The 17800-nt window shown below is 65.8% G+C and carries 16 protein-coding genes and 1 tRNA gene; 6 read left to right on the forward strand and 11 right to left on the reverse strand.

Annotated features, from left to right (window positions below; genetic code table 11):
* Window positions 1-9: 9 nt before the first annotated feature.
* A complete protein-coding gene (locus tag ACWKSV_RS12485; protein WP_076714116.1) occupies window positions 10-840 on the reverse strand; it encodes a hypothetical protein in 831 nt (276 codons plus the stop codon).
* A gap of 130 nt (window positions 841-970) precedes the next feature.
* On the opposite strand from ACWKSV_RS12485, the gene ACWKSV_RS12490 reads away from it, so the two are divergent.
* Together ACWKSV_RS12490 and ACWKSV_RS12495 are read left to right on the forward strand one after the other, a co-directional pair.
* A tRNA-Thr gene (locus ACWKSV_RS12490) sits at window positions 971-1046 on the forward strand.
* Window positions 1047-1131: 85 nt separating this feature from the next.
* Window positions 1132-1923, forward strand: coding sequence for a DUF6538 domain-containing protein (locus ACWKSV_RS12495; RefSeq protein WP_156884146.1), 792 nt, complete (start codon window positions 1132-1134; stop codon window positions 1921-1923).
* Here the strand turns inward: ACWKSV_RS12495 and ACWKSV_RS12500 are convergent.
* A protein-coding gene (locus tag ACWKSV_RS12500) for an IS5 family transposase (protein WP_156884147.1) occupies window positions 1924-2681 on the reverse strand; the annotation gives its coding sequence in 2 pieces (ribosomal slippage) (window positions 1924-2348 and window positions 2348-2681; 759 coding nt in all). It lies immediately after the preceding gene.
* Window positions 2682-2753: 72 nt separating this feature from the next.
* Here ACWKSV_RS12500 and aac(3) point away from each other — a divergent pair.
* Complete coding sequence (gene aac(3), locus ACWKSV_RS12505; RefSeq protein WP_237243582.1) at window positions 2754-3521, forward strand: aminoglycoside 3-N-acetyltransferase; 768 nt, start codon at window positions 2754-2756, stop codon at window positions 3519-3521.
* 48 nt (window positions 3522-3569) lie between these two features.
* Here the strand turns inward: aac(3) and ACWKSV_RS12510 are convergent, their stop codons facing one another.
* The gene (locus ACWKSV_RS12510) at window positions 3570-5489 is read right to left on the reverse strand and encodes a TonB-dependent receptor domain-containing protein (RefSeq protein ID WP_083706514.1); all 1920 of its coding nucleotides are present in this window, start codon (window positions 5487-5489) and stop codon (window positions 3570-3572) included.
* Window positions 5490-5743: 254 nt separating this feature from the next.
* Between ACWKSV_RS12510 and ACWKSV_RS12515 the strand changes: the two genes are divergently transcribed.
* Complete coding sequence (locus tag ACWKSV_RS12515; RefSeq protein ID WP_216637077.1) at window positions 5744-6040, forward strand: Arm DNA-binding domain-containing protein; 297 nt, start codon at window positions 5744-5746, stop codon at window positions 6038-6040.
* A gap of 87 nt (window positions 6041-6127) precedes the next feature.
* Here ACWKSV_RS12515 and ACWKSV_RS12520 read toward each other — a convergent pair whose 3' ends face one another.
* From ACWKSV_RS12520 to ACWKSV_RS12545, 6 genes are all read right to left on the reverse strand, one after another.
* Window positions 6128-6895, reverse strand: a complete 768-nt coding sequence (locus ACWKSV_RS12520) for an outer membrane protein (protein ID WP_076714124.1) — start codon at window positions 6893-6895, stop codon at window positions 6128-6130.
* Between the two features lie 223 nt (window positions 6896-7118).
* Window positions 7119-7784: a putative hemolysin gene (locus ACWKSV_RS12525; RefSeq protein WP_076714126.1), complete on the reverse strand. Its 666-nt coding sequence runs from the start codon at window positions 7782-7784 to the stop codon at window positions 7119-7121.
* A gap of 118 nt (window positions 7785-7902) precedes the next feature.
* Complete coding sequence (locus tag ACWKSV_RS12530; protein ID WP_483666804.1) at window positions 7903-10302, reverse strand: TonB-dependent receptor; 2400 nt, start codon at window positions 10300-10302, stop codon at window positions 7903-7905.
* Window positions 10299-11222 (reverse strand): FecR family protein, encoded by a 924-nt coding sequence (locus tag ACWKSV_RS12535; protein ID WP_076714127.1) that lies wholly within the window; start codon window positions 11220-11222, stop codon window positions 10299-10301. Before ACWKSV_RS12535 ends, ACWKSV_RS12530 begins: the two co-directional genes overlap by 4 nt.
* Window positions 11219-11896 (reverse strand): RNA polymerase sigma factor, encoded by a 678-nt coding sequence (locus ACWKSV_RS12540; RefSeq protein WP_335695359.1) that lies wholly within the window; start codon window positions 11894-11896, stop codon window positions 11219-11221. Before ACWKSV_RS12540 ends, ACWKSV_RS12535 begins: the two co-directional genes overlap by 4 nt.
* Window positions 11886-12269, reverse strand: coding sequence for a DUF333 domain-containing protein (locus ACWKSV_RS12545; RefSeq protein ID WP_076714129.1), 384 nt, complete (start codon window positions 12267-12269; stop codon window positions 11886-11888). Before ACWKSV_RS12545 ends, ACWKSV_RS12540 begins: the two co-directional genes overlap by 11 nt.
* 552 nt (window positions 12270-12821) lie before the next feature.
* Between ACWKSV_RS12545 and hemN the strand changes: the two genes are divergently transcribed.
* Together hemN and ACWKSV_RS12555 are read left to right on the forward strand one after the other, a co-directional pair.
* Complete coding sequence (hemN, locus tag ACWKSV_RS12550) at window positions 12822-14144, forward strand: oxygen-independent coproporphyrinogen III oxidase (protein ID WP_076714133.1); 1323 nt, start codon at window positions 12822-12824, stop codon at window positions 14142-14144.
* Between the two features lie 207 nt (window positions 14145-14351).
* Window positions 14352-14492, forward strand: a complete 141-nt coding sequence (locus ACWKSV_RS12555; protein WP_237243471.1) for a helix-turn-helix domain-containing protein — start codon at window positions 14352-14354, stop codon at window positions 14490-14492.
* Here the strand turns inward: ACWKSV_RS12555 and ACWKSV_RS12560 are convergent.
* Together ACWKSV_RS12560 and cydD are read right to left on the reverse strand one after the other, a co-directional pair.
* A complete protein-coding gene (locus ACWKSV_RS12560) occupies window positions 14489-16087 on the reverse strand; it encodes an amino acid ABC transporter ATP-binding/permease protein (protein ID WP_076714137.1) in 1599 nt (532 codons plus the stop codon). The genes ACWKSV_RS12555 and ACWKSV_RS12560 overlap by 4 nt on opposite strands.
* On the reverse strand, window positions 16084-17715 hold the full coding sequence (gene cydD / locus ACWKSV_RS12565) for a thiol reductant ABC exporter subunit CydD (RefSeq protein WP_076717737.1): 1632 nt from the start codon (window positions 17713-17715) through the stop codon (window positions 16084-16086). Before cydD ends, ACWKSV_RS12560 begins: the two co-directional genes overlap by 4 nt.
* Window positions 17716-17800: the final 85 nt, after the last annotated feature.

Below are 17800 nucleotides of genomic sequence, written 5' to 3' on the forward strand. Positions count from 1 at the left end.
GCGCAATTTTCATTGCGAAGCGCGCAATACCCTTTCGGCCAAGCGCGCGTCGCCGACCACCGTCCCGGTGATGGAAACGCTACCATCCCGGGCGACGTGTCCGACCATCACCACGGGCGTGCCGGGCTGCGCATCGGTCGGCCATGATATGTTAGCGATAGCTTTGGGTTCCTCACCGCTGGGGGACGATGGCCCGTTCCACAGCGCGGCGGCCGAACCTGGCAGCGGCGGCTTGATCCCCTCTCCGGCGGAATCCATCAGCTCCGAATCCAGCGCCGCCTGCAACAGCGGATCGGCCAGTTCCTTCCAGCTCAGGACACCGTGGATGAAGTCGATCATCAACCCGTCGGACGAATAGGGCAGCAATATCCCGCGATACAGCGTCATGCGCCCGCGCGCGTTGACGAATTCTGCCTCGAACCCGGCCGGAACCCGATCGGCCAGCACATGGTCGAAATGCCGGGTCAGTCGCGCCAGCAACGACGCCTCGGGCAATTCCCCGATTCGAGTCGGTCGCGCCGCCGTCCCGCATTCCTCGCGCAGGGCCTGGCCGATATAGGCGATGGCCGGATCGATCCGGTCGCCGCGAAAATCCAGCAATACAGAATTGGCCGCGAAATCGCCGATCGCCTCGGTATCGAGCGCCCGGATCGAGGGAAACCGCGCCTCTCCCGACAGCGAAACCCAGTGGTGATAGGCCCGCGCATGAAGCCGCCGCTCCACCCCGCCCAGCCGCGACAGCGCATCCTCCGCCCCGCCCGCAATCTCGCCCGCCGGACGAGCCGGAACGGGATCCCGGGGGTTTTGCGGTTCGCGGTCCATGACGGTCTTCCTGGTCATGCTCCTGTCATGCCCCGACATAGTTAACCATAGATGAAGATCGCCCCAGCCGCCATAAGCCGCTTGCCAGCCCCCCAACGACCTGTTAAGCGCCCCCTCCTGACCGGACACCAGCCGGTTCACGAGACGGGCCGCTTTAGCTCAGCTGGTAGAGCATCGCATTCGTAATGCGGGGGTCACAGGTTCGAGTCCTGTAAGCGGCACCATCCCCCCTAGCCACTGAAAAGGCTTAGGATTTTACGAAAATCAGTGCTTTTAACGACTGTCTGCTACAATCGTAGCGAGGCAAGGATGAGCGCGTACCTCCTAAAGCGTGATGGCGGCACCTACTATTTCCGGCGTTCGATACCGCTGGCCCAAAGGCAGCGGTTTGGCGGGAAACGCGAGTGGGTCCGGTCGCTAGGTACGAAAGATCGGAAAGAGGCCAAGAGGCTCATACCGGTGTGTCTGATTGCCTTTGATAAGGCGATGGACGGCGATGCCTCGAATGCATCAGAGGAACGCCACGCAGAACCCTTCAAGCCTCCGGTAGCGTTTGCAGAGGCAACAGAACCCCACAACACGCCCAAACGCCCTACGGTGCCTCTCCTAGCCACCTTTGAGGCATATGCGGCGGAGCAACGCATTAAACCCGGCACCGCTGCCGAATGGCGGTCTATGCTAAAAGCTCTCGTCGCGTTTGTGGGTCATGATGACGCCAATGCCCTTTCCGTGTCAGACATTGATAACTGGCGCGACGCCTTGCTTTCAAAACCCGGTAGAGGCGGAAAGCTTCGGTCGCCCGGGACGGTGAAAGACAAATATCTTTGCGCGGTCAGGGCTACGCTAACGTGGGCTGTCGAAAAGCGGTTTCTGCCGGAGAATGTTGCATCATCCGTGAAGGTTCGCGTTCCTAAAAAGATAAAACTTCGCGAACGGGATTTTACACAAGACGAAGCAATAAAAATCCTGTCTGCTACACTCCATAATTTCCCATACATCAACAAGTATGAACGACGTGCCCGGCGATGGATACCATGGCTATGCGCCTACACCGGCGCGAGGGTGAATGAAATTGGGCAACTTAGGGTCAGGACTCGTTGATCACAGCCAGAAGATGACGGTGGCCGCGAGAGCAACGGCGGAAAAGAAGGCCGTGGGGCAGCGATCGTAGCGTGTGGCAACGCGGCGCCAGTCTTTGAGGCGGCCGAACATGATCTCGATGCGGCTGCGACGCCGATAGCGGCGCTTGTCGTATCTGACCGGCTCGTTGCGCGATCGTCGGCCCGGGATGCATGGCTGGATGCCCTTGGCCTGGAGAGCGTCCCTGAACCAATCGGCGTCGTAGCCGCGGTCGCCGAGCAGCCACTGCGCCTTTGGCATGTCATCGAGTAGCGCTGCCGCGCCGGTGTAGTCGCTGACCTGGCCTGCTGTCATGAAGAAGCTCAGCGGACGTCCGTTCGCGTCGGCCACGGCATGGAGCTTGGTGTTCATGCCGCCCTTGGTGCGTCCGATCAGGCGGCCGAGATCCCCTTTTTAACCCGCAGGCTCGATGCCGTGCGGTGCGCCTTCAGGTAGGTCGCATCGATCATGACGGTCTTCGGTTCGGCATCGCCTGTAGCCAGCCCCTCCATCATGCGCGTGAACACGCCACGCTCGCCCCAGCGCTTCCACCGGTTGTACAGCGTCTTGTGAGGACCATAGGCGCTGGGCGCATCTCGCCAGCGCAGCCCATTGCGGTTGACGAAGACGATGCCGCTCAGCACCCGCCGGTCATCCACCCGAGGCTTGCCGTGGCTCTTGGGGAAGAACGGCCGCAGCCGCTCCATCTGATCGTCCGTCAGCCAAAAAAGGTCGCTCATCACCAGTCTCCTCGTGGAGCCTGAATCAGATCGCGACGCTCACAGCAATGGGTCCTGACCCTAGGCAAAGACCTGGCCCGTATCGGATTGCGCGCAGGCGATACCGTGATGGTCCACGCTGCAATGAGCAAGGTCGGGCCGCTTCTCAACGGTCCCGATGCTCTGTCGAATGCCATCCTTGATGTTGTCGGCTCTGAAGGCACGCTTCTGGTCTATACAGGCTGGGATAGCATTCACGATGACCTGATGGATGACGACGACCGTGTCCTGCCCGAATGGCGCGACCATGTGCCAGGCTTTGACCGGCAGGCGTCGCGAGCGGTGCGGATGAACGGCATCATCGCCGAATTCGTCCGAACAATGCCTGGAGCGCACCGTAGCGCCAATCCCGGTGCTTCCGTGGCAGCGGTCGGCAAGCTCGCTGAATGGATCACTGCCGATCATCCCCAAGACTATGGCTATGGCGAGGGATCACCTCTTGCCAAGCTGGTCGATCGAGGCGGGCGTGTTCTCATGGTCGGAGCGCCTTGGGACACCATGACGCTCGTCCATCATGCCGATCACCTTGCCAATCTGCCGGACAAGCTGGTCCGTCGCTACGAGGTGCCGTTCGCCGACGACGCGGGCAAGACGTGGCGGGTGGTCGAGGAGTTCGACACGACCGAGCCGGTGATAGAGGGACTCCCGGAGGATTATATCGAGCAGATCGTCAAGGCGCACGTCGCGAGCGGGGCAGGCTGCGAAGGTTTAATTGGCCTTGCCCCTTCCCTTCTGGTCAACGCCAAACCGATGTTGGCGTTCGCGATCGACTGGTTAGAGGCTCATTCCGAGCCGGCGTAGCGAAATCCCGAACGTCGATACCCCGGAAAGCTACAACCGCTTGGCGGCTTAACCCTCCAGATCGGTTGCGAGGGAGAACCCGACGTAGCGGCCCGAGCTGTAGGTCAGCCCCTCGGAGGAGTCTGCGATCCATCGATAGGTGTTGAACAGGTTCGTTACCTGCACGCGGGCGATCACATCGCGGCGCGCGAGCCGAAGCCGGTGACGCGCACCCAAGGCGACGGTCGGGCGCGACGGCAGGCGGACGGCGTTGGCTTGGTCGGCAAACGATCCGCCATGCCGCGTCACCTGAATGTCGAAGGACGATCCGTTCCAACTCTCTGGATGCACGTCGAGTGCCAGCACGATACGGCTGCGGCTTGTGCCGACAGGACGCGCGCCGATTGTGCCGTCGTCGACCAGATCCCCCGTGACACGGGGATCGAGCAGGACCGCGCCCGCGACTAGGCTGGCGAACGGCGTCATGTTCCCGCTCAACGAACCCTCGAGGCCGCGATGACGGACTTCGCCGAGCTGGCGGTAGACGTCCGAACAGTCGAGGTTGAAATAGGGCTTGCGGACATCGAACACGCCCATCGCCGCTTGCAGCTTGCCCAGCGAGGCGCGCACGCCGGCATCGACCTGCCGCGTTCGGAGGGCGGGCGGTGCGGCATTGCGGTTCACGGCGATATCCGGTGCGACCTCGCTTTCCTCCAGCCCTCGCGTCACCCCGGCATAGGCCGATAGACCGGACGCCACGTCGAGTGAGGCCATCAGGTTGAACAGCCACGGTCGATCGCGCGACATGATCGCTTCGCGTCCGGGCGGACGAACATGCTTGCGGTAATCGGTCTTCTGGACGCCGATATTGAGGCTGCCGCGCCCCTTCCAGCGCCCCTCGTAAGCAATGCCGCCCGTCACCTGCCGAACGTCATCGGGCGTGCGATCCACGAAGGCGAACGACGGCTCAGCGACCGGCGCGCGCGTCGCGATGCTGTGACGGGACAGCTCGACCGCTTCCGCCTCGCCGTAAAGCCGCGCCTGATTGCGGGCGCGCACCGACGCATGGAAACGATGCAACCGTGGACCTTCCGTGAAGGTGCGGGACACGCGGATCTCTCCCGACGTGGACGCATAGCGCGACGACGGAGCCGCATAGACGGTTTCCGTGCCGGTGCCTTCTTCGTCCAAGTCTAGCCACAGCGTCGTCCGATCGCGGCTGACGGCGAAGGTTGACCGGAACAGGCCGCCCGCCAGCGACCAGTCGCCCAGCTTCGTGCAGGCGATCACGCCGGCATTGCTGCCGCGACTGGTATTGGTCGCCCAATCCTGCCCGGTATAGCGGTGGCGATCACGCAACCGAGGCGGGACGAATGCCCCGCTGGTGAAGTAGGTCGGCACCGCCTCCTCGCTCCAAATCGTATCCAGGCTCCAGAACGGGATGATCTCGGTGTCGGGGGCGGGCCGCCACCTGAAGCTGATCCCGGCAGAAAACAACTTCGGCGTGCCCCCGAACCACTCATTGTCCCGGTAGAGGCCGAACCCACCGGCCGCCGACAAGGCTTCACCGGCGATCGGTGCACGCACGTCAAACTCCACGCTGGCATCGCCGAAGGTGCCGGCGTTCAGCCGGGGGCTGAGGATCAATGCCTTCGGAGCATCAGGCAGACGAAAGTCGGCGATCCCGGTCGGTGCCGGAAACGGATAGTCGATCGCCGTCAGTCCGACGCGGATGATCGAGCTATCGATAATCCGGTAGCTGAGGTCCGCCTGCTGATCGATATACAGCCCTTCGATACGGACGTTGCCGGCATCGATCGGGGAGAAGCCGCGAACATCGTCTTCGTCATAAAGACCCACGGACTCGTTGGCGTAGCTCACGCCGAACGCATCCTCGGCCGCGCGCGCGGCGTTCTGATCGGCGCGCTGCGCCGCTGCCTCGCCCGCGAACCCGAAGGCCGCAAGCACCATGAATGTCAATTTCCGCATGGTCGTCCCCCGGCGCGTCCTTTATCGGTTGGCCGGGGACTGACCAAGATTAAACTGAACGGGCCTTGATACCGGACACGCCTATGCCGCTTGTTCGAGCTCCAAGAAGTTCGGCCCGCTCTTGAAGCACCATCCCGTTGACCGGCGCTTGATATTTTCTGGATATATTATTCCCAATTCTCGCCGTTTCACCACGTCGGTCCACTTGATGTGTTCACCGATTCAAGATTCTGCAGCAGAGGCCCATAGATTGGGTGAGTTTTCAATTCATCGGCTTCCACCGGTTCCGTTTCAGCTTCAACGCTGTCTCGCATAAGCTCGTAGCGATGATCTTCAGCGGCATGGAGCGCAAATTGTCGCTGGGCAGTTTCCCCGATGTCTCCCTGGTGCAGGCGCGCCGGAAGCGCGACGAGGCCAAGGCTGAGCTTGATGACGGGATCGATCCCGTCGAGGAAACCCTCCAAGTGCAGACACCGCCCAGGACCCTTGCCATTTCCTACACCGATGCTGGAGAGGCGACGCTTCCGTCCAAGGCTGCCCAAATACGGTAAATTTCGACCGCTTGTCAGCTTCAGGCAAAGCGAAAGCGCCCCCCCCCCGCAACGGGAGCGACGCCTTCATTGGGTACGGGTTTGAGGTCAGAACTTCTGACGGATACCGGCCATGATCGAGACCGACGTGTTCTTCAGCTTATAGTCCATCGTCTGGCGGACCAGATTCTCGTCGATCGCCGTGCCCTTCATCCGCAGGCCGGTGGTCTGCGAGTAGCGGCCAAGCACTTCGATTGCTGTCTGCGGCGTCACATCATAGCTCGCGCCGGCATCGAGGTGCCAACGGAAGCCCCAGTCCTTGCCCATGATCCCAACCATCGGCTTCTGGGTCCCCGGGGTCTTGTCGATCATCAGGCGGCTGATCGAATAGTCGACGCGCGAGGCACCGATGCCGCCGCCGACGAACGGCTTCAACGGACCTTCGCGGACCAGGTCGACATAGGCGGCGACTCCGAGATCGAACGACTTGGTGCGCCCGGCGCCCGAATATGTCTTGGTGCTCAGCGCCTTGGCGTTGACCTTGGCGGTGTCGTAGCCCGCCGTTCCCTCGACACGGAGGCCGCCGAAGTCGTAACCCATGCCGAGTTCGCCGGTGAAGCCGCCATCATGGTCGATGTTCTTGGGCAGGGTCGGCGTCGTCTTGGCGACGGTCTGGCCCTTCGCCAGGACCTGGGTCGGCTTCACGTCGGAATCGATCTGCACGCCGGTGCGGGCGACGGCATAGGCGCCTGGCTCCGCCTTCTGCGCGGCGGCGGGGGATACTGCGACGATCGCTGCGGCAAAGCCTGCGAACAGAGCAGCCGAGTTCCGGCGCGCACCGCGATAGGCGGGCGCGAGCGTGCTAACCAGGGTCATTGGAATTGGTCCTTCGAAATGGAACTTGTGATCGAGTGGGTCGCACCAGTTCGCGTCCCCCTACATTCACAAGACGTCACCCTTTTCGAATTGCCTTAGGTGCAGCTGAAACTTTTTTTAGAAACTATATGCACCGAGATTTTAGATCACCATTTCATATGGATAGCATGTGCCGCAAATATATGAGCCGCGTCCTTTCGAACGCGGCTCATATCATGGGTGCTTAGCGGGCGCGGCCGGCCGGCTGTTCGCGGAAGAGCTTCCACTCCTCGACCACCCGTCCGTTCGGCAGATGGCAATACCCTGAGTCCTGACGAACTTCGATCGTTCCCTTCTGATCCACGCAATAGGAGGAAGCAGGGTTCGTCATGACTGCGCGGTGATTGCGGGAATTCGTGTCCTTCCCCTTACCATTGGCGCCGCGGAACAGGTCCCAGGCGTCGACCGTCTTGCCGTTCCGCAACCGGCAAAGCCCGACGTCACCGCGTGCGGTCCGGCGGTTCAGGTTGGTCCCGCCGACCTTGGTGCAATGCACTGCGGCGGGATTGCCTAGATGCGCATCGGTGCGGCGCTTGGGCGAAGGCTTCTGGCTGTTCCGGAAGAGGTCCCATTCTTCATGGACCTGGCCGTTGGGCAGGCGGCAATAGCCGACATCGCCCGACGGCGTCTTGCGCACGAACGACGTGCCGCCGATCGAGCCGCAATATACCGATGCCGGGTTGGCGATGCCGACCTTGTCCGGGGCCGCCTGCGCCGGAACGGACAACATGGCCGCCGCTGCCGAGACCAGGCCGGTGCTCATCAATACTACAGACTTCATCTCATCGTCCCTACTGGCGAAGCCGGATTGGTCGTCCGGTTCGGTTTGCAAGTTCAGCAGCCGGAACATTCCTTCATCGGCATTGCCGATGCCTGAACATGTTCGCCGCCTTGCATGACACGGCCACCACGTGGCGGTGCCAGCATGACGATGACGAAGCAGACAGGCCGACACCGTAGGAATTTTTTCAGAAGGCCGTATCCAGTCCGACGCGGAAGGTGCGTGGGCGAATGGGCGTGATCTGCTCCTTGCCGGTCACAAAGGGTGTGCCCATCGCGAAACGGTTGCCCCGCGCGTCGAGGATATTGGACACGCCGACGGTTACGCCGAAGCGGTCGCGGCCTATACGCGCGGTGACGGCACTGTCGGCATAATTGCCCTGCTCATCCCCCAGCACAGGTCCCAGCCCCAGGCGCGACAGCCCGATATAACGAACCCAGCCGTCGACCTTCAGCCGCGACCGGTCGCCCAGCGCGGCCTCATAGCTCACGCCGATCCGTGCCGTGATATCGGCGATATTGGGAATGGGACGCAGGCGCGCCGAGACGCCTCCCTGGTCGCCGGGCGCCCCTTGCAACGGCAGGTCGTTCGGATCGCCCTCGTTGACGCTGCTGTCGTTGAGCGAGACGGCCCCCTCCATGCGCCACCCCTTCGCGATGCGGATCGCCCCGGATGCCTCCACGGTCCAGACGTCGCCATTGCCGATATTGGCGGTCGACGGCAGGTTTCCGCTATCGAGGAAGTCCGCCTGGATATTTCGCCAATCGGTATGGGCGATGGTGAGTGTCAGGGCGAAGGGGTCTCGCGCCGCACGGCCGAAGCGATAGCCCGCCTCGATCGTCGAGACCCGGTCGCTGTCGAACTGACGGACATAGTCATCGTCGACCGCCAGACCGCCCGGACGGAACCCCTGTTGATAGCGCAGAAAAGCGGATGCCCCGCCACGCAGGTCGACGAGAAGCGAGGCGGAGGGCAGCACGGACCATTCATGCCGCGTCGCCACGGTAGCGGACACGATCGGCACATCCTGCACCCGGGCATCTTCCGCCGCGCCGGACAACACGGATCGGCTGACCCGCGCGCCGCTGGTCAGCAGGATCGCCGGAGTCAGCCGGACGCTGGCCTCGCCATAGGCGGTGAGTTCGTGCAGGTGATTGGACACGCCGGGAAGCGGATAGTGCTGGCCGGGCAAGACGAAGGACCGCAACAACCGGGTGCGATTCCCGGTATAGCTCAGACCCAGCAACCACCCCGACCCGTTGGCATGCGTGACCCAGGCGCGTGTCTCGTTGGCGACCATGCGGGTGCGGTTGGTCTGGACGAAAAGCGTCGCGGGATCGTTGGGCGTCGTCGCATCATAGCGCTCGGTCAGGTCGAGCGCGGTAAGGCCGGTGGAGGACCGCAATCGGATATCGCCGATCCGGCCGTCCAGCACGAACTGCCCCTGGCCGAAATCATTGCCGAACCCCTCGACCACGCGTGTCCTGCGCGTGAGGAAGGGGCCATCGCGATCCGCATATTGGCTGTCCGCCCCCCGGATACGCTGCGCGATGCCGATCAGCTCCGCGCTCCAGCCATCGGCGATGTTGAGATGCAGGGTGCCGCGCCCGCCCGCGATACGGGTCGTATTGACGTTGCGGCGGCCGAGCAGCGGCTTGTCGATATAGCCACCGTCCTCGACCGCCGTGGCGACCAGCCGGATTCCCAGTCGATCGGTGACGACCGGGAGATTGAGGACAGCCTGCGTGTCGAAGCCTGGCGCGCCATGGGCCGTGGCGGATGCCCCGATCGCCACCGACCCACCGGTCCGGTCCAGCTCGACAGGATTGGGAACCAGGCGGATCAGCCCGCCCATCGATCCTGCCCCGTACAGCGTGCCTTGCGGCCCAGCCAGCACTTCGACCGCCGCCAGATCGGCGAGGCGAAGGTCGGGATCGGGTGCGTTGTAGCCAAGCCGCAGGTCGCCGAAATACTGGCCGACGGTCGCCTGGCTCGGACCCGAAAAGCTGGAATCGGCGATGCCCCGGATGAACAGCTTGTTCCGGCCCGCCCCCAGGCTGGTCGAAGCGATCGTCGTCAGCCGAGACGTGAGCCGTCCGGTTCCACCGGCACCGCCCAGTTCGAGATCCTGCCCCGACACCCGTATGACCTGTCCGGCGGTCTGGCCGAACGGCAGATCGCGCTTGCTGCCGATGACGATGATGTCGGGCGGAGGGGCCTCGGGCGTCTTCGCCACTTCGGGTTGGGGGTTAGGCCGTGGCGGGGTCGGACGAGGCTTCGGCGTCCGCCTGGGAACGATCCGGTACAACAGGTTGTCGATCGCCTCGACTTCCCCGCCGCAGCGTGCCGCAATCAGGCGAAGGGCTACGACCGCACTCATCCGTCCGCGCAAACGCGGCACCGGCTTCGACCAGAGGCCAGGGTCCGTCACCACGACGCTGATCCCGCCGAGACGGCCGAGCGTGGTCACCTGATCGCGGACGCTGCCCGCGCGCAGATCGATCGACAGACTCTGCGCCTCCGCCGGAGCCGCCACCGTCATGGCGAGCGTCAATCCTGTCGCGACCGCAGCCGCACCGAACGTCACCGATTGTCGCCCAGCACCCATTCCTTGCCATCGGCCCGGACCGATACCCCCAGCAAGCGACCCAGCCGCGCCGGATCGTCTCGTAGACTGCGGATGTCGATCGTCCCGCTGAACGGTCTGGCGGCCAGTGCGGGATCCACCCGGACGGTGCGACCGAGTTGGCGGGTGAGATCGCGCGCGACGTCCGACAATGGCGCGTTGTCGAACGTCAACCGCCCCTCACGCCACCCGCCGACATCCGTCGCGACCTGTCGACGCAGTTCCCCGCCGCGTGCCACCACCGCCTGTCCCGGCTCGAGCCGCAGCTTCGCGCTGTCCGGGGCGACCATCACCGCCCCTTCCGCGACGGCGATGCGGGTCCCTCCCGCATCATGCGTCACGTCGAACACCGTGCCGAGGTCGACCATCTGCGTGTCGCCCGCAGTGACCCGGAACGGGTGCGCGGCGTCGTGACGCACCCGGAAAAGCATCTCGCCATGCTCGACGCTCGCCACCCGCGCATCCGCCCGGTCCAATGTCACGCGCGAACCGCCGGCCAGGACGATCTCGCTGCCATCGGCCAGTTGCACCGCACGCTGTTCGCCCGGGGCGGTTTCGACCGCATAGGGCTGGCTGCGCTCGTTCCAGACGGAGACGCCCACGACCGCGACGAGCATCGCGGCGACGGCGCTGCCGCCCCAGCGCCAAAAGCCGTGCCGCACCGGCCGTTCGTCATTGGCCGCGACCGGTTCAGCCCGGAGGGGCATCGCGGCGACACGATCGCGGGCCTCCGCCATGGCGGTCAGCGCATCGTCATACCGGTCGTGATTGCCCGGATCGGCCTCCAGCCATCCAGTCAGGCCGTCCCAGTCTTCAAAGTGAGGATCGGCGGCACGGATCGCCCATTCCAGCGCCTGTTCGTCGACCTGTCTGCCGGTCATTGCAGTTCATCCTTCAATTCGATCAGTGCACGGGTGGCGATCCGCAGATCGGCCTCCACCGTGCTGAGGCTGACGCCCAGTTCCGCAGCGATCTGCCGTTGCGACACGCCATCGATCCGGGCGCGCCGGAAGATGGCTTCCCGGCGTGCTCCCAGCCTTGCCAGGACCGCGGCGACCTTCGCCACTTCCTGTCGTGCGCCGATCACCCGCTCGCCCGCCGGTTCGGGTGAAGCCTCGCCATCCCCGCTAAGCTCGTACCAGTCCTGCTCCCGCTTCTCCCCCTGGCGTTTCGCGCGGTAGCGGTCGATCATCAGCGTATCGGCCGCCCGGAACAGGTAGGACATCGGATTGGCGATCGGACCTGATGACGAAGACGTTGATATCCTTAGCCAAAGATCATTAACCAAGTCTTCGGCTGCATCTCCCGCGCCACGCGCGACAAGAAACCGGACAAGTTTGTCACGATTGGCAAGATAAACCGCTTCAAGCCCGTTTGACGACATCGGCACCGACATTGATGGATTGGACCATGCCGCGGCCCTTACCGGATGAATCGTGAGAAATGAATTTCGACAGGCCATATTTCGTTTGCCCGACCGGGGAGAGATCGTCTGTCGTTGTTGAGGGCCGACAGCCACCGTCGCTCTGGCGACGTTCGCGATATCAGCGGCCACGAAAAAATGCCCATTCCTCGACGACGGCACCGTTTGGCAGATGGCAATAGCCCGTCTGGCCACCGGGCGCATTTACGGTTTCGATCCAACCGCCATTGTGTTCGCAATAGGCACTGGCAGGATTGGGCATGACCGCACGCCGGGGCCGACGACGAAACAGCAGTCGCTGGTCGACAAGGCGTCCGTCCCCCAGGCGGCAGTAACTCCCGCCATTGACCACGATGCCCACCCCGCCGGCGCGGACGCAGATACCGGGCGTGGCGTTGCCCTCTGTCATCTGCCCGAACGCCTCGCTGCTGTTCAGGATCAGCGCCGGCACGCCAAGGCACACCACCGATCCCATGGCGGCAAAGACCCAAAGACGCATCGGCATTGTAACTCCCGTTCATCCGGCAAGACCTGGCACACAAGGCTTTCTCGCCGCCCTCACTCATCAGACGAAGCGGAAGGCGAATTGCCTTGGCACGCGTCCATCATCGGCTACCCGGATGGGGATAGGAGGGGATCGTTTTCCTGCTGGAGGCGTGCAAGGAAGCCTTTCGACCGGCAGCGGCTTTCGCACCGAGGGCAATCGAGCCGACATCCTGCGCGGCGCCCTTACTGTTCCCCGGGTCAGGCATCACGCCGCGATCGTCGAGCCCAGGACGGTCGGCAGGCGATCTGCTCGAAGCCGAGATGGCATGGGCATGGAGCAGAACGTCACCCGCACGCACACCGACCCCAACTGAGTCTGTGCGTCGGCTCGATGCTGGGTCGAAGCCGATGCGCGGAAACGGAAGGGCGGCATTTCTGACACCGGTCGTCTCTTGCCTTACATTACGGGGCCCGATTGGGAGCGAGCCTCCCCCGCCGCCTTCATCATCGACAAAGGCTGGTTTGACGATGGTCAAAGGCACGTCCGCTGCATCGGGGCACAGGATGCGCCATGTGGCCCTATCATCCAGACCTGCTCGCCCGGCCCGTGCCGCGCTACACCAGCTATCCCACCGCCGCCGAATTTGGCGACGGGGTCGGTCATGACGACATGGCCGCCGCGCTCGATGCCGTCGATGCGGATGCCGATGTGTCGCTCTATCTGCATATCCCCTATTGCCGGGCGATCTGCTGGTATTGCGGGTGCAACACCGGCGCGGCGAACCGCACCGCGCGTCTGGATGCCTATCTGGCCCGGCTCCATACCGAGATCGACAGGATCGCCGCCCGGCTGGAGGGGCGCGGACGGATCCGGCGGATTGCCTTTGGCGGGGGAAGTCCCAACGCCATTTCGCCGGGCGCCTTTGCGGCACTGGTCGCGCATCTGCGCAGGGCCTTTGCGTGTGAAGACGCACCCCTATCGCTGGAGATCGATCCGCGCGGCTTCGCGCCGGACTGGGCGAGCGTCATCGCCGCGACCGGCGTCGCGCGGGTCAGCCTGGGCGTGCAAACCTTCGATCCCATGCTCCAGGCCGCGATCGGCCGGGTTCAACCGCGTGAGGATATCATTGGCGCCGTCACGCTGCTGCGCGGGGCCGGATTCGGATCGATCAATTTCGACCTGATGTACGGCCTGCCCGGACAGACCGATGCGGCGCTTCAAGCCACGCTGGAAGAAGCGATCGCGCTTGCGCCCGAGCGGCTGGCGGTCTTCGGCTATGCGCATGTCCCCCACCTGATCCCACGCCAGCGCCGGATCGACGCGACCGCGCTGCCCGGTGCGGCGGCGCGCTTCGCGCAGGCCGCAGCAGCGCATGAGCGACTGACGGCGGCCGGGTACCGAGCAGTCGGGTTCGATCACTTCGCCAAGCCGCACGATCCGCTGGCACAGGCGGCGGCAAACGGCACGCTGCGCCGCAATTTCCAGGGGTTCACCGACGATCCCGCCGAGATCCTGATCGGCATGGGTGCAAGCGCGATCAGCGAATTTCCCGACCGCCTGCTTCAGAACGCGAAGAAGGCGGGCGATTGGCACCAGGCGATCAGCGCCGGTCGATTCGCGACCGCGCGGGGTATCCGGCGGACGCCGCTCGACCGGCGGCGGGGCGCGGCAATCGCGGGGGTGCTGTGCCAGGGAATCGCCGATACGGAAGGTTTGCCGGAGCGCGATGCCATTCATGCCCGGCTTTCCCCCTTCGAGCAGGCCGGACTGCTCCGATGGGAAGGGCACCGCCTCCGCCTGACCGCCGACGCGCAGCCCTATGCCCGCAGCATCGCCGCCGCCTTCGACGCCTGGCGCAGCGAGGACGACACGCGTTTCAGCCATGCCGTCTGACCGGCCGCCGCGCTTCATGATATCGGTCGCCGCCGCCGATTGAGCGCCGGACAGGCATCCGGCCGGAACGGCGATCCGGCCAGCCATTGCGCCGACATGATCGCAGCGTCGGACGATGACGACGCTGGGTGCCGATGCTGGCCCGCGCGTAGGCCGAGGCGCGGGTCGCCGCATCGCTGCTCGACATGGCCTCCGTCGCGGGCTGTGATGGCGGAGGCGCCGGGTCTGGCGGTCGGGACGGTCAGCCGTCACATGACCGCGTTCCAGCAGGATGGGCTGATCGCATTCGCAGGTCTGCGGGGCGTGCACTTGCTCGACCGGGTCCGCCTGGCCGGGATCGCGCGTTAAGCGGCGGATCGGCGGCTTCCCCCATCGGCCGCCCATTGGCGATCGCACAGGGCCGAAAGCACCGGGCGGTGGCTGACCAGGATCATCCCCTGCCCGGTCCGCTTCAACCGCGCGTCCATGCCCCGCGCGACCTGTGCCGCGACCGCCGCATCCAGCCCCTCGCCCGGTTCGTCGAGCAGCAGCCAGGGCGCATCCGCCAGATAGGCCCGCGCCAGGGAGAGCCGCCGCCGCTCGCCGCCCGACAACCGCGCCCCATCCTCGCCCAGCCATGTATCCAACCCTTGCGGCAAGGCGCGCACCACGTCGTCGAGCGCGGCATCGTGCAACGCTTGCCACATGCGATCCTCGCTCGCCTGGTCGTCGGCCAGCCGCAGATTGTCCCGCACCGTGCCCACCAGCAATGCCGCGTCCTGCGGAGTCCAGGCAAAGGTCGGACGAAGACTGGCAGGTGCGAGGGAGGCGGCATCGCGTCCGCCGATCATGATCCGGCCGGGTGACAGCGGGCGAAGGCCCAGCAATCCCTCGACCAGGATCGTCTTGCCGCAGCCCGATGGCCCCGTCAGGGCGATCCGGCTGCCCGGCGCGAATGGCATGTGGTCTATCAAGAGGCTCGCGTCCCCCGCCACGTCCGTAACCGGATGCGCTTCCGCCGCCTCGAACAGCGTTTCCAGCCGTGCCTCAGCCTCGCACAGCCGTCCCCGCTCGGTCATGGCGCGCAGGATCGGTGCGCTTGCATCGGCCGTCATCGCCGCTGCCAGCGCCGCCAGTGCCGCGATCGGTGCGCCAGCGTCCGCCGACAGGACCAGCGCCGATGCCGCTGCCAGCGCGACGCCAAGCACGTGGAGCGCCTCGAACCGGGCCGCCACGGCCGCCTGCCGCGCCTGCGCCTCGGCCAGCCGGTCGCTCGCCGCCGTGATCCGGGCGGTCGCCCAATCCTCCAGTGCGAAACAGCGGAGTTCCGCCGTAGCGCCGCCGATCGTCGCCACCTCCTCGCGCAAGGCCCCCATCGCCTGCTGCACCGCGCGTCCGGGCTCTTCCAACCGGTGCGCCCAGGCACGGGCCAGACCGAGCGCTCCCCCGACACAGGCCAGCGTCGCGATCATGGCCAGCCAGCCGCCAAGCAACGTCAGCGCCGCGCCCGAGACCAGCGCCGCGACGACACCCCAGGGCCCCGACAAACGGACGAAGCGCCATTCCACCGCATCGACATCCCCGATCAGCCGCGCGGTCGCTTCGCCCCGGCCGAGCGCCAGCGCGACCGAGGGCGGCGCGACGGTGAGCGCGCGGTAGAGCGCAGGCCGCAGCCGGGCGAGCGCGCCAAAGGCCGCGCCATGGCTCGCCAGCCGCTCGCCATAGCGCGCGCCGGTTCGCACGATCGCCAGCAACCGGATCATGGCGGAGGGCAACATATAGTTGAACGCCTGCGCCGCGACGATCCCCGCTCCCCCCGCCAGCGCGGCGGCGGTCAGGAACCAGCCCGACAAGGCGAGCAGCAGCACCGAAGCGATCGCAACCAGCGCGGCACACAGTCCCGCCTGCTGCAGACGGCGACGTTCCCGCCAGCGTTCGGCGGCAATCAGCCTGTGGAGTGTCATGCGGCATGTCCCAGGTGAACGACGCGAGTCGCGATGGCGGCCAGCGCGGGGCTGTGGGTGGCGATCAGCGTCGTGCGCCCTTTCGCGGCGCGTGCGATGGTGGCGATCAGCGCGGCTTCGGCGGCGGCGTCGAGATGCGCGGTCGGCTCGTCGAGCAGCAGGAAGGGCGCGGGGTTGAGCAGCGCGCGGGCGAGCGCGATCCGCCGCCGCTCGCCACCCGACAGCCCGCTGCCCCGCGCGTCGAGCATGGCGCCGAGGCCACCCGGCCGGGCCGCGAGCATCGGCCCCAAGCCCGCCGCCGCGACCGCGCGCTGGATCGCCAGTTCATCCGCCCGGGGATGGGCCAGTGTCAGATTATCGCGGATCGTGCCCGCGATCAGCAGGGGGTGCTGGCCCGCCCAGCTTGCATGTCCCGCCAGCGAGGTGAGTGGGACACCGCCCGCCTCGACCGCTCCCGCCGATAGCGGCGCGAGGCCCAGCAGCAGGTGCAATACGCTGGTCTTGCCGCTGCCCGAGGGGCCGAGCAACGCCACCGTCTCGCCCGCGTCGATCCGCAGCGACAGGTGCGAGACGGCGGGGGCATCGCTGCCCGGATACTGGATGGCGACATCGCGCAGGATCAGCGGAGCCGTGACCCGAACCAAGGGCACAGGCTCCGGCTCGATCAGGGGCATCAGCGTATCGGCGGCGGTCTCTGCCGCCTGCTTGTCATGATAGGCGGCGGCCAGGCGGCGCATGGGCGCGTAGAATTCGGGCGCAAGGGCCAGCACGAAGAACGCTTGGGCGAGGGTCAGCGTCTCAGGCGCGGCGAAGGGCAGCAGGCCGAGCAGGGCAAAACCGCAATAGACCGCGACCAGCGCGACCGACAGCGCCGCGAAGAATTCCAACGCGGCGGAGGACAGGAAGGCCACCCGCAGGACGCGCATGGTCCGCTCGGCCAGTTCCTGCGCCGCCGCGCCGATCGCCTCGGTCTCGCGTGTCTCGGCGCGGAAGGCCAGCACGACCGGCAAGCTGCGCACCCGGTCGGCAAAGCGCGCCGACAGACGGTGCAGCGCGACGAATTGCCGCCGCGATTCGTCCGCCGCCGCACCGCCCGCCAGGATCATCGCGGCGACAAAGGGCAGCAGCGTGCCTGCGAGAATGACCGCCGCGACCCAACTGGCACAGGCGGTCGCGACGAGGACCAGCATCGGCGCGATGGCGGCGGCCCGGCGCGCGGGCAGGAAGCGGGCGACATAGCCGTCCAGCGCCTCGACCGCATCGACGGCCTGGCTGGCGAGCAGGCCGCTGTCGATCGGGGCACCGGGCTTGCGACGCAGCGTGGCGGCCACGGCGCGAAGTCGCTGCGCCCGCTTGACCGCGCCCGCCCTCACCGCGCCCCACCGCAAGGCCAGGGTGGCGAACACCCCGCGCAACGCCCCCATGCCGAGCATCAACACGGCCCAGGGCCACACCGCCCCCTGCCCCATCACCGCCGTCACGCCGCCCGCGACACCCGCCGCAAAGCCGATCGCCGCCAGCGTATCGAGCAGCAACAGGCCCGCCACACCGCCGCGCCGCCCGGCCGCATCGTTCAACCAGCGATTGCGTGCCTTACGCGTCGGGGAAGCATGGGCGATCGTCGTCATGCCGCGACGGTCGCCCCGACCGCCCCCATAGTCTTTGACCGCGGTCAATGTCGGCACGGCGCGCCAAGCCTAGCGAATCGCTCGG

It is taken from the genome of Sphingomonas sp. SphC10, assembly GCF_057004845.1.

Coding starts and splice junctions, on each gene's coding strand:
- ACWKSV_RS12485 (WP_076714116.1), bottom strand. CDS start 840: ATGACCAGGAAGACCGTCATGGACCGCGAACCGCAAAACCCCCGGGAT.
- ACWKSV_RS12495 (WP_156884146.1), top strand. CDS start 1,132: ATGAGCGCGTACCTCCTAAAGCGTGATGGCGGCACCTACTATTTCCGG.
- ACWKSV_RS12510 (WP_083706514.1), bottom strand. CDS start 5,489: ATGCGGAAATTGACATTCATGGTGCTTGCGGCCTTCGGGTTCGCGGGC.
- ACWKSV_RS12520 (WP_076714124.1), bottom strand. CDS start 6,895: ATGACCCTGGTTAGCACGCTCGCGCCCGCCTATCGCGGTGCGCGCCGG.
- ACWKSV_RS12525 (WP_076714126.1), bottom strand. CDS start 7,784: ATGTTCCGGCTGCTGAACTTGCAAACCGAACCGGACGACCAATCCGGC.
- ACWKSV_RS12535 (WP_076714127.1), bottom strand. CDS start 11,222: ATGACCGGCAGACAGGTCGACGAACAGGCGCTGGAATGGGCGATCCGT.
- ACWKSV_RS12545 (WP_076714129.1), bottom strand. CDS start 12,269: ATGCCGATGCGTCTTTGGGTCTTTGCCGCCATGGGATCGGTGGTGTGC.
- hemN (WP_076714133.1), top strand. CDS start 12,822: ATGTGGCCCTATCATCCAGACCTGCTCGCCCGGCCCGTGCCGCGCTAC.
- ACWKSV_RS12555 (WP_237243471.1), top strand. CDS start 14,352: ATGGCGGAGGCGCCGGGTCTGGCGGTCGGGACGGTCAGCCGTCACATG.
- ACWKSV_RS12560 (WP_076714137.1), bottom strand. CDS start 16,087: ATGACACTCCACAGGCTGATTGCCGCCGAACGCTGGCGGGAACGTCGC.
- cydD (WP_076717737.1), bottom strand. CDS start 17,715: ATGACGACGATCGCCCATGCTTCCCCGACGCGTAAGGCACGCAATCGC.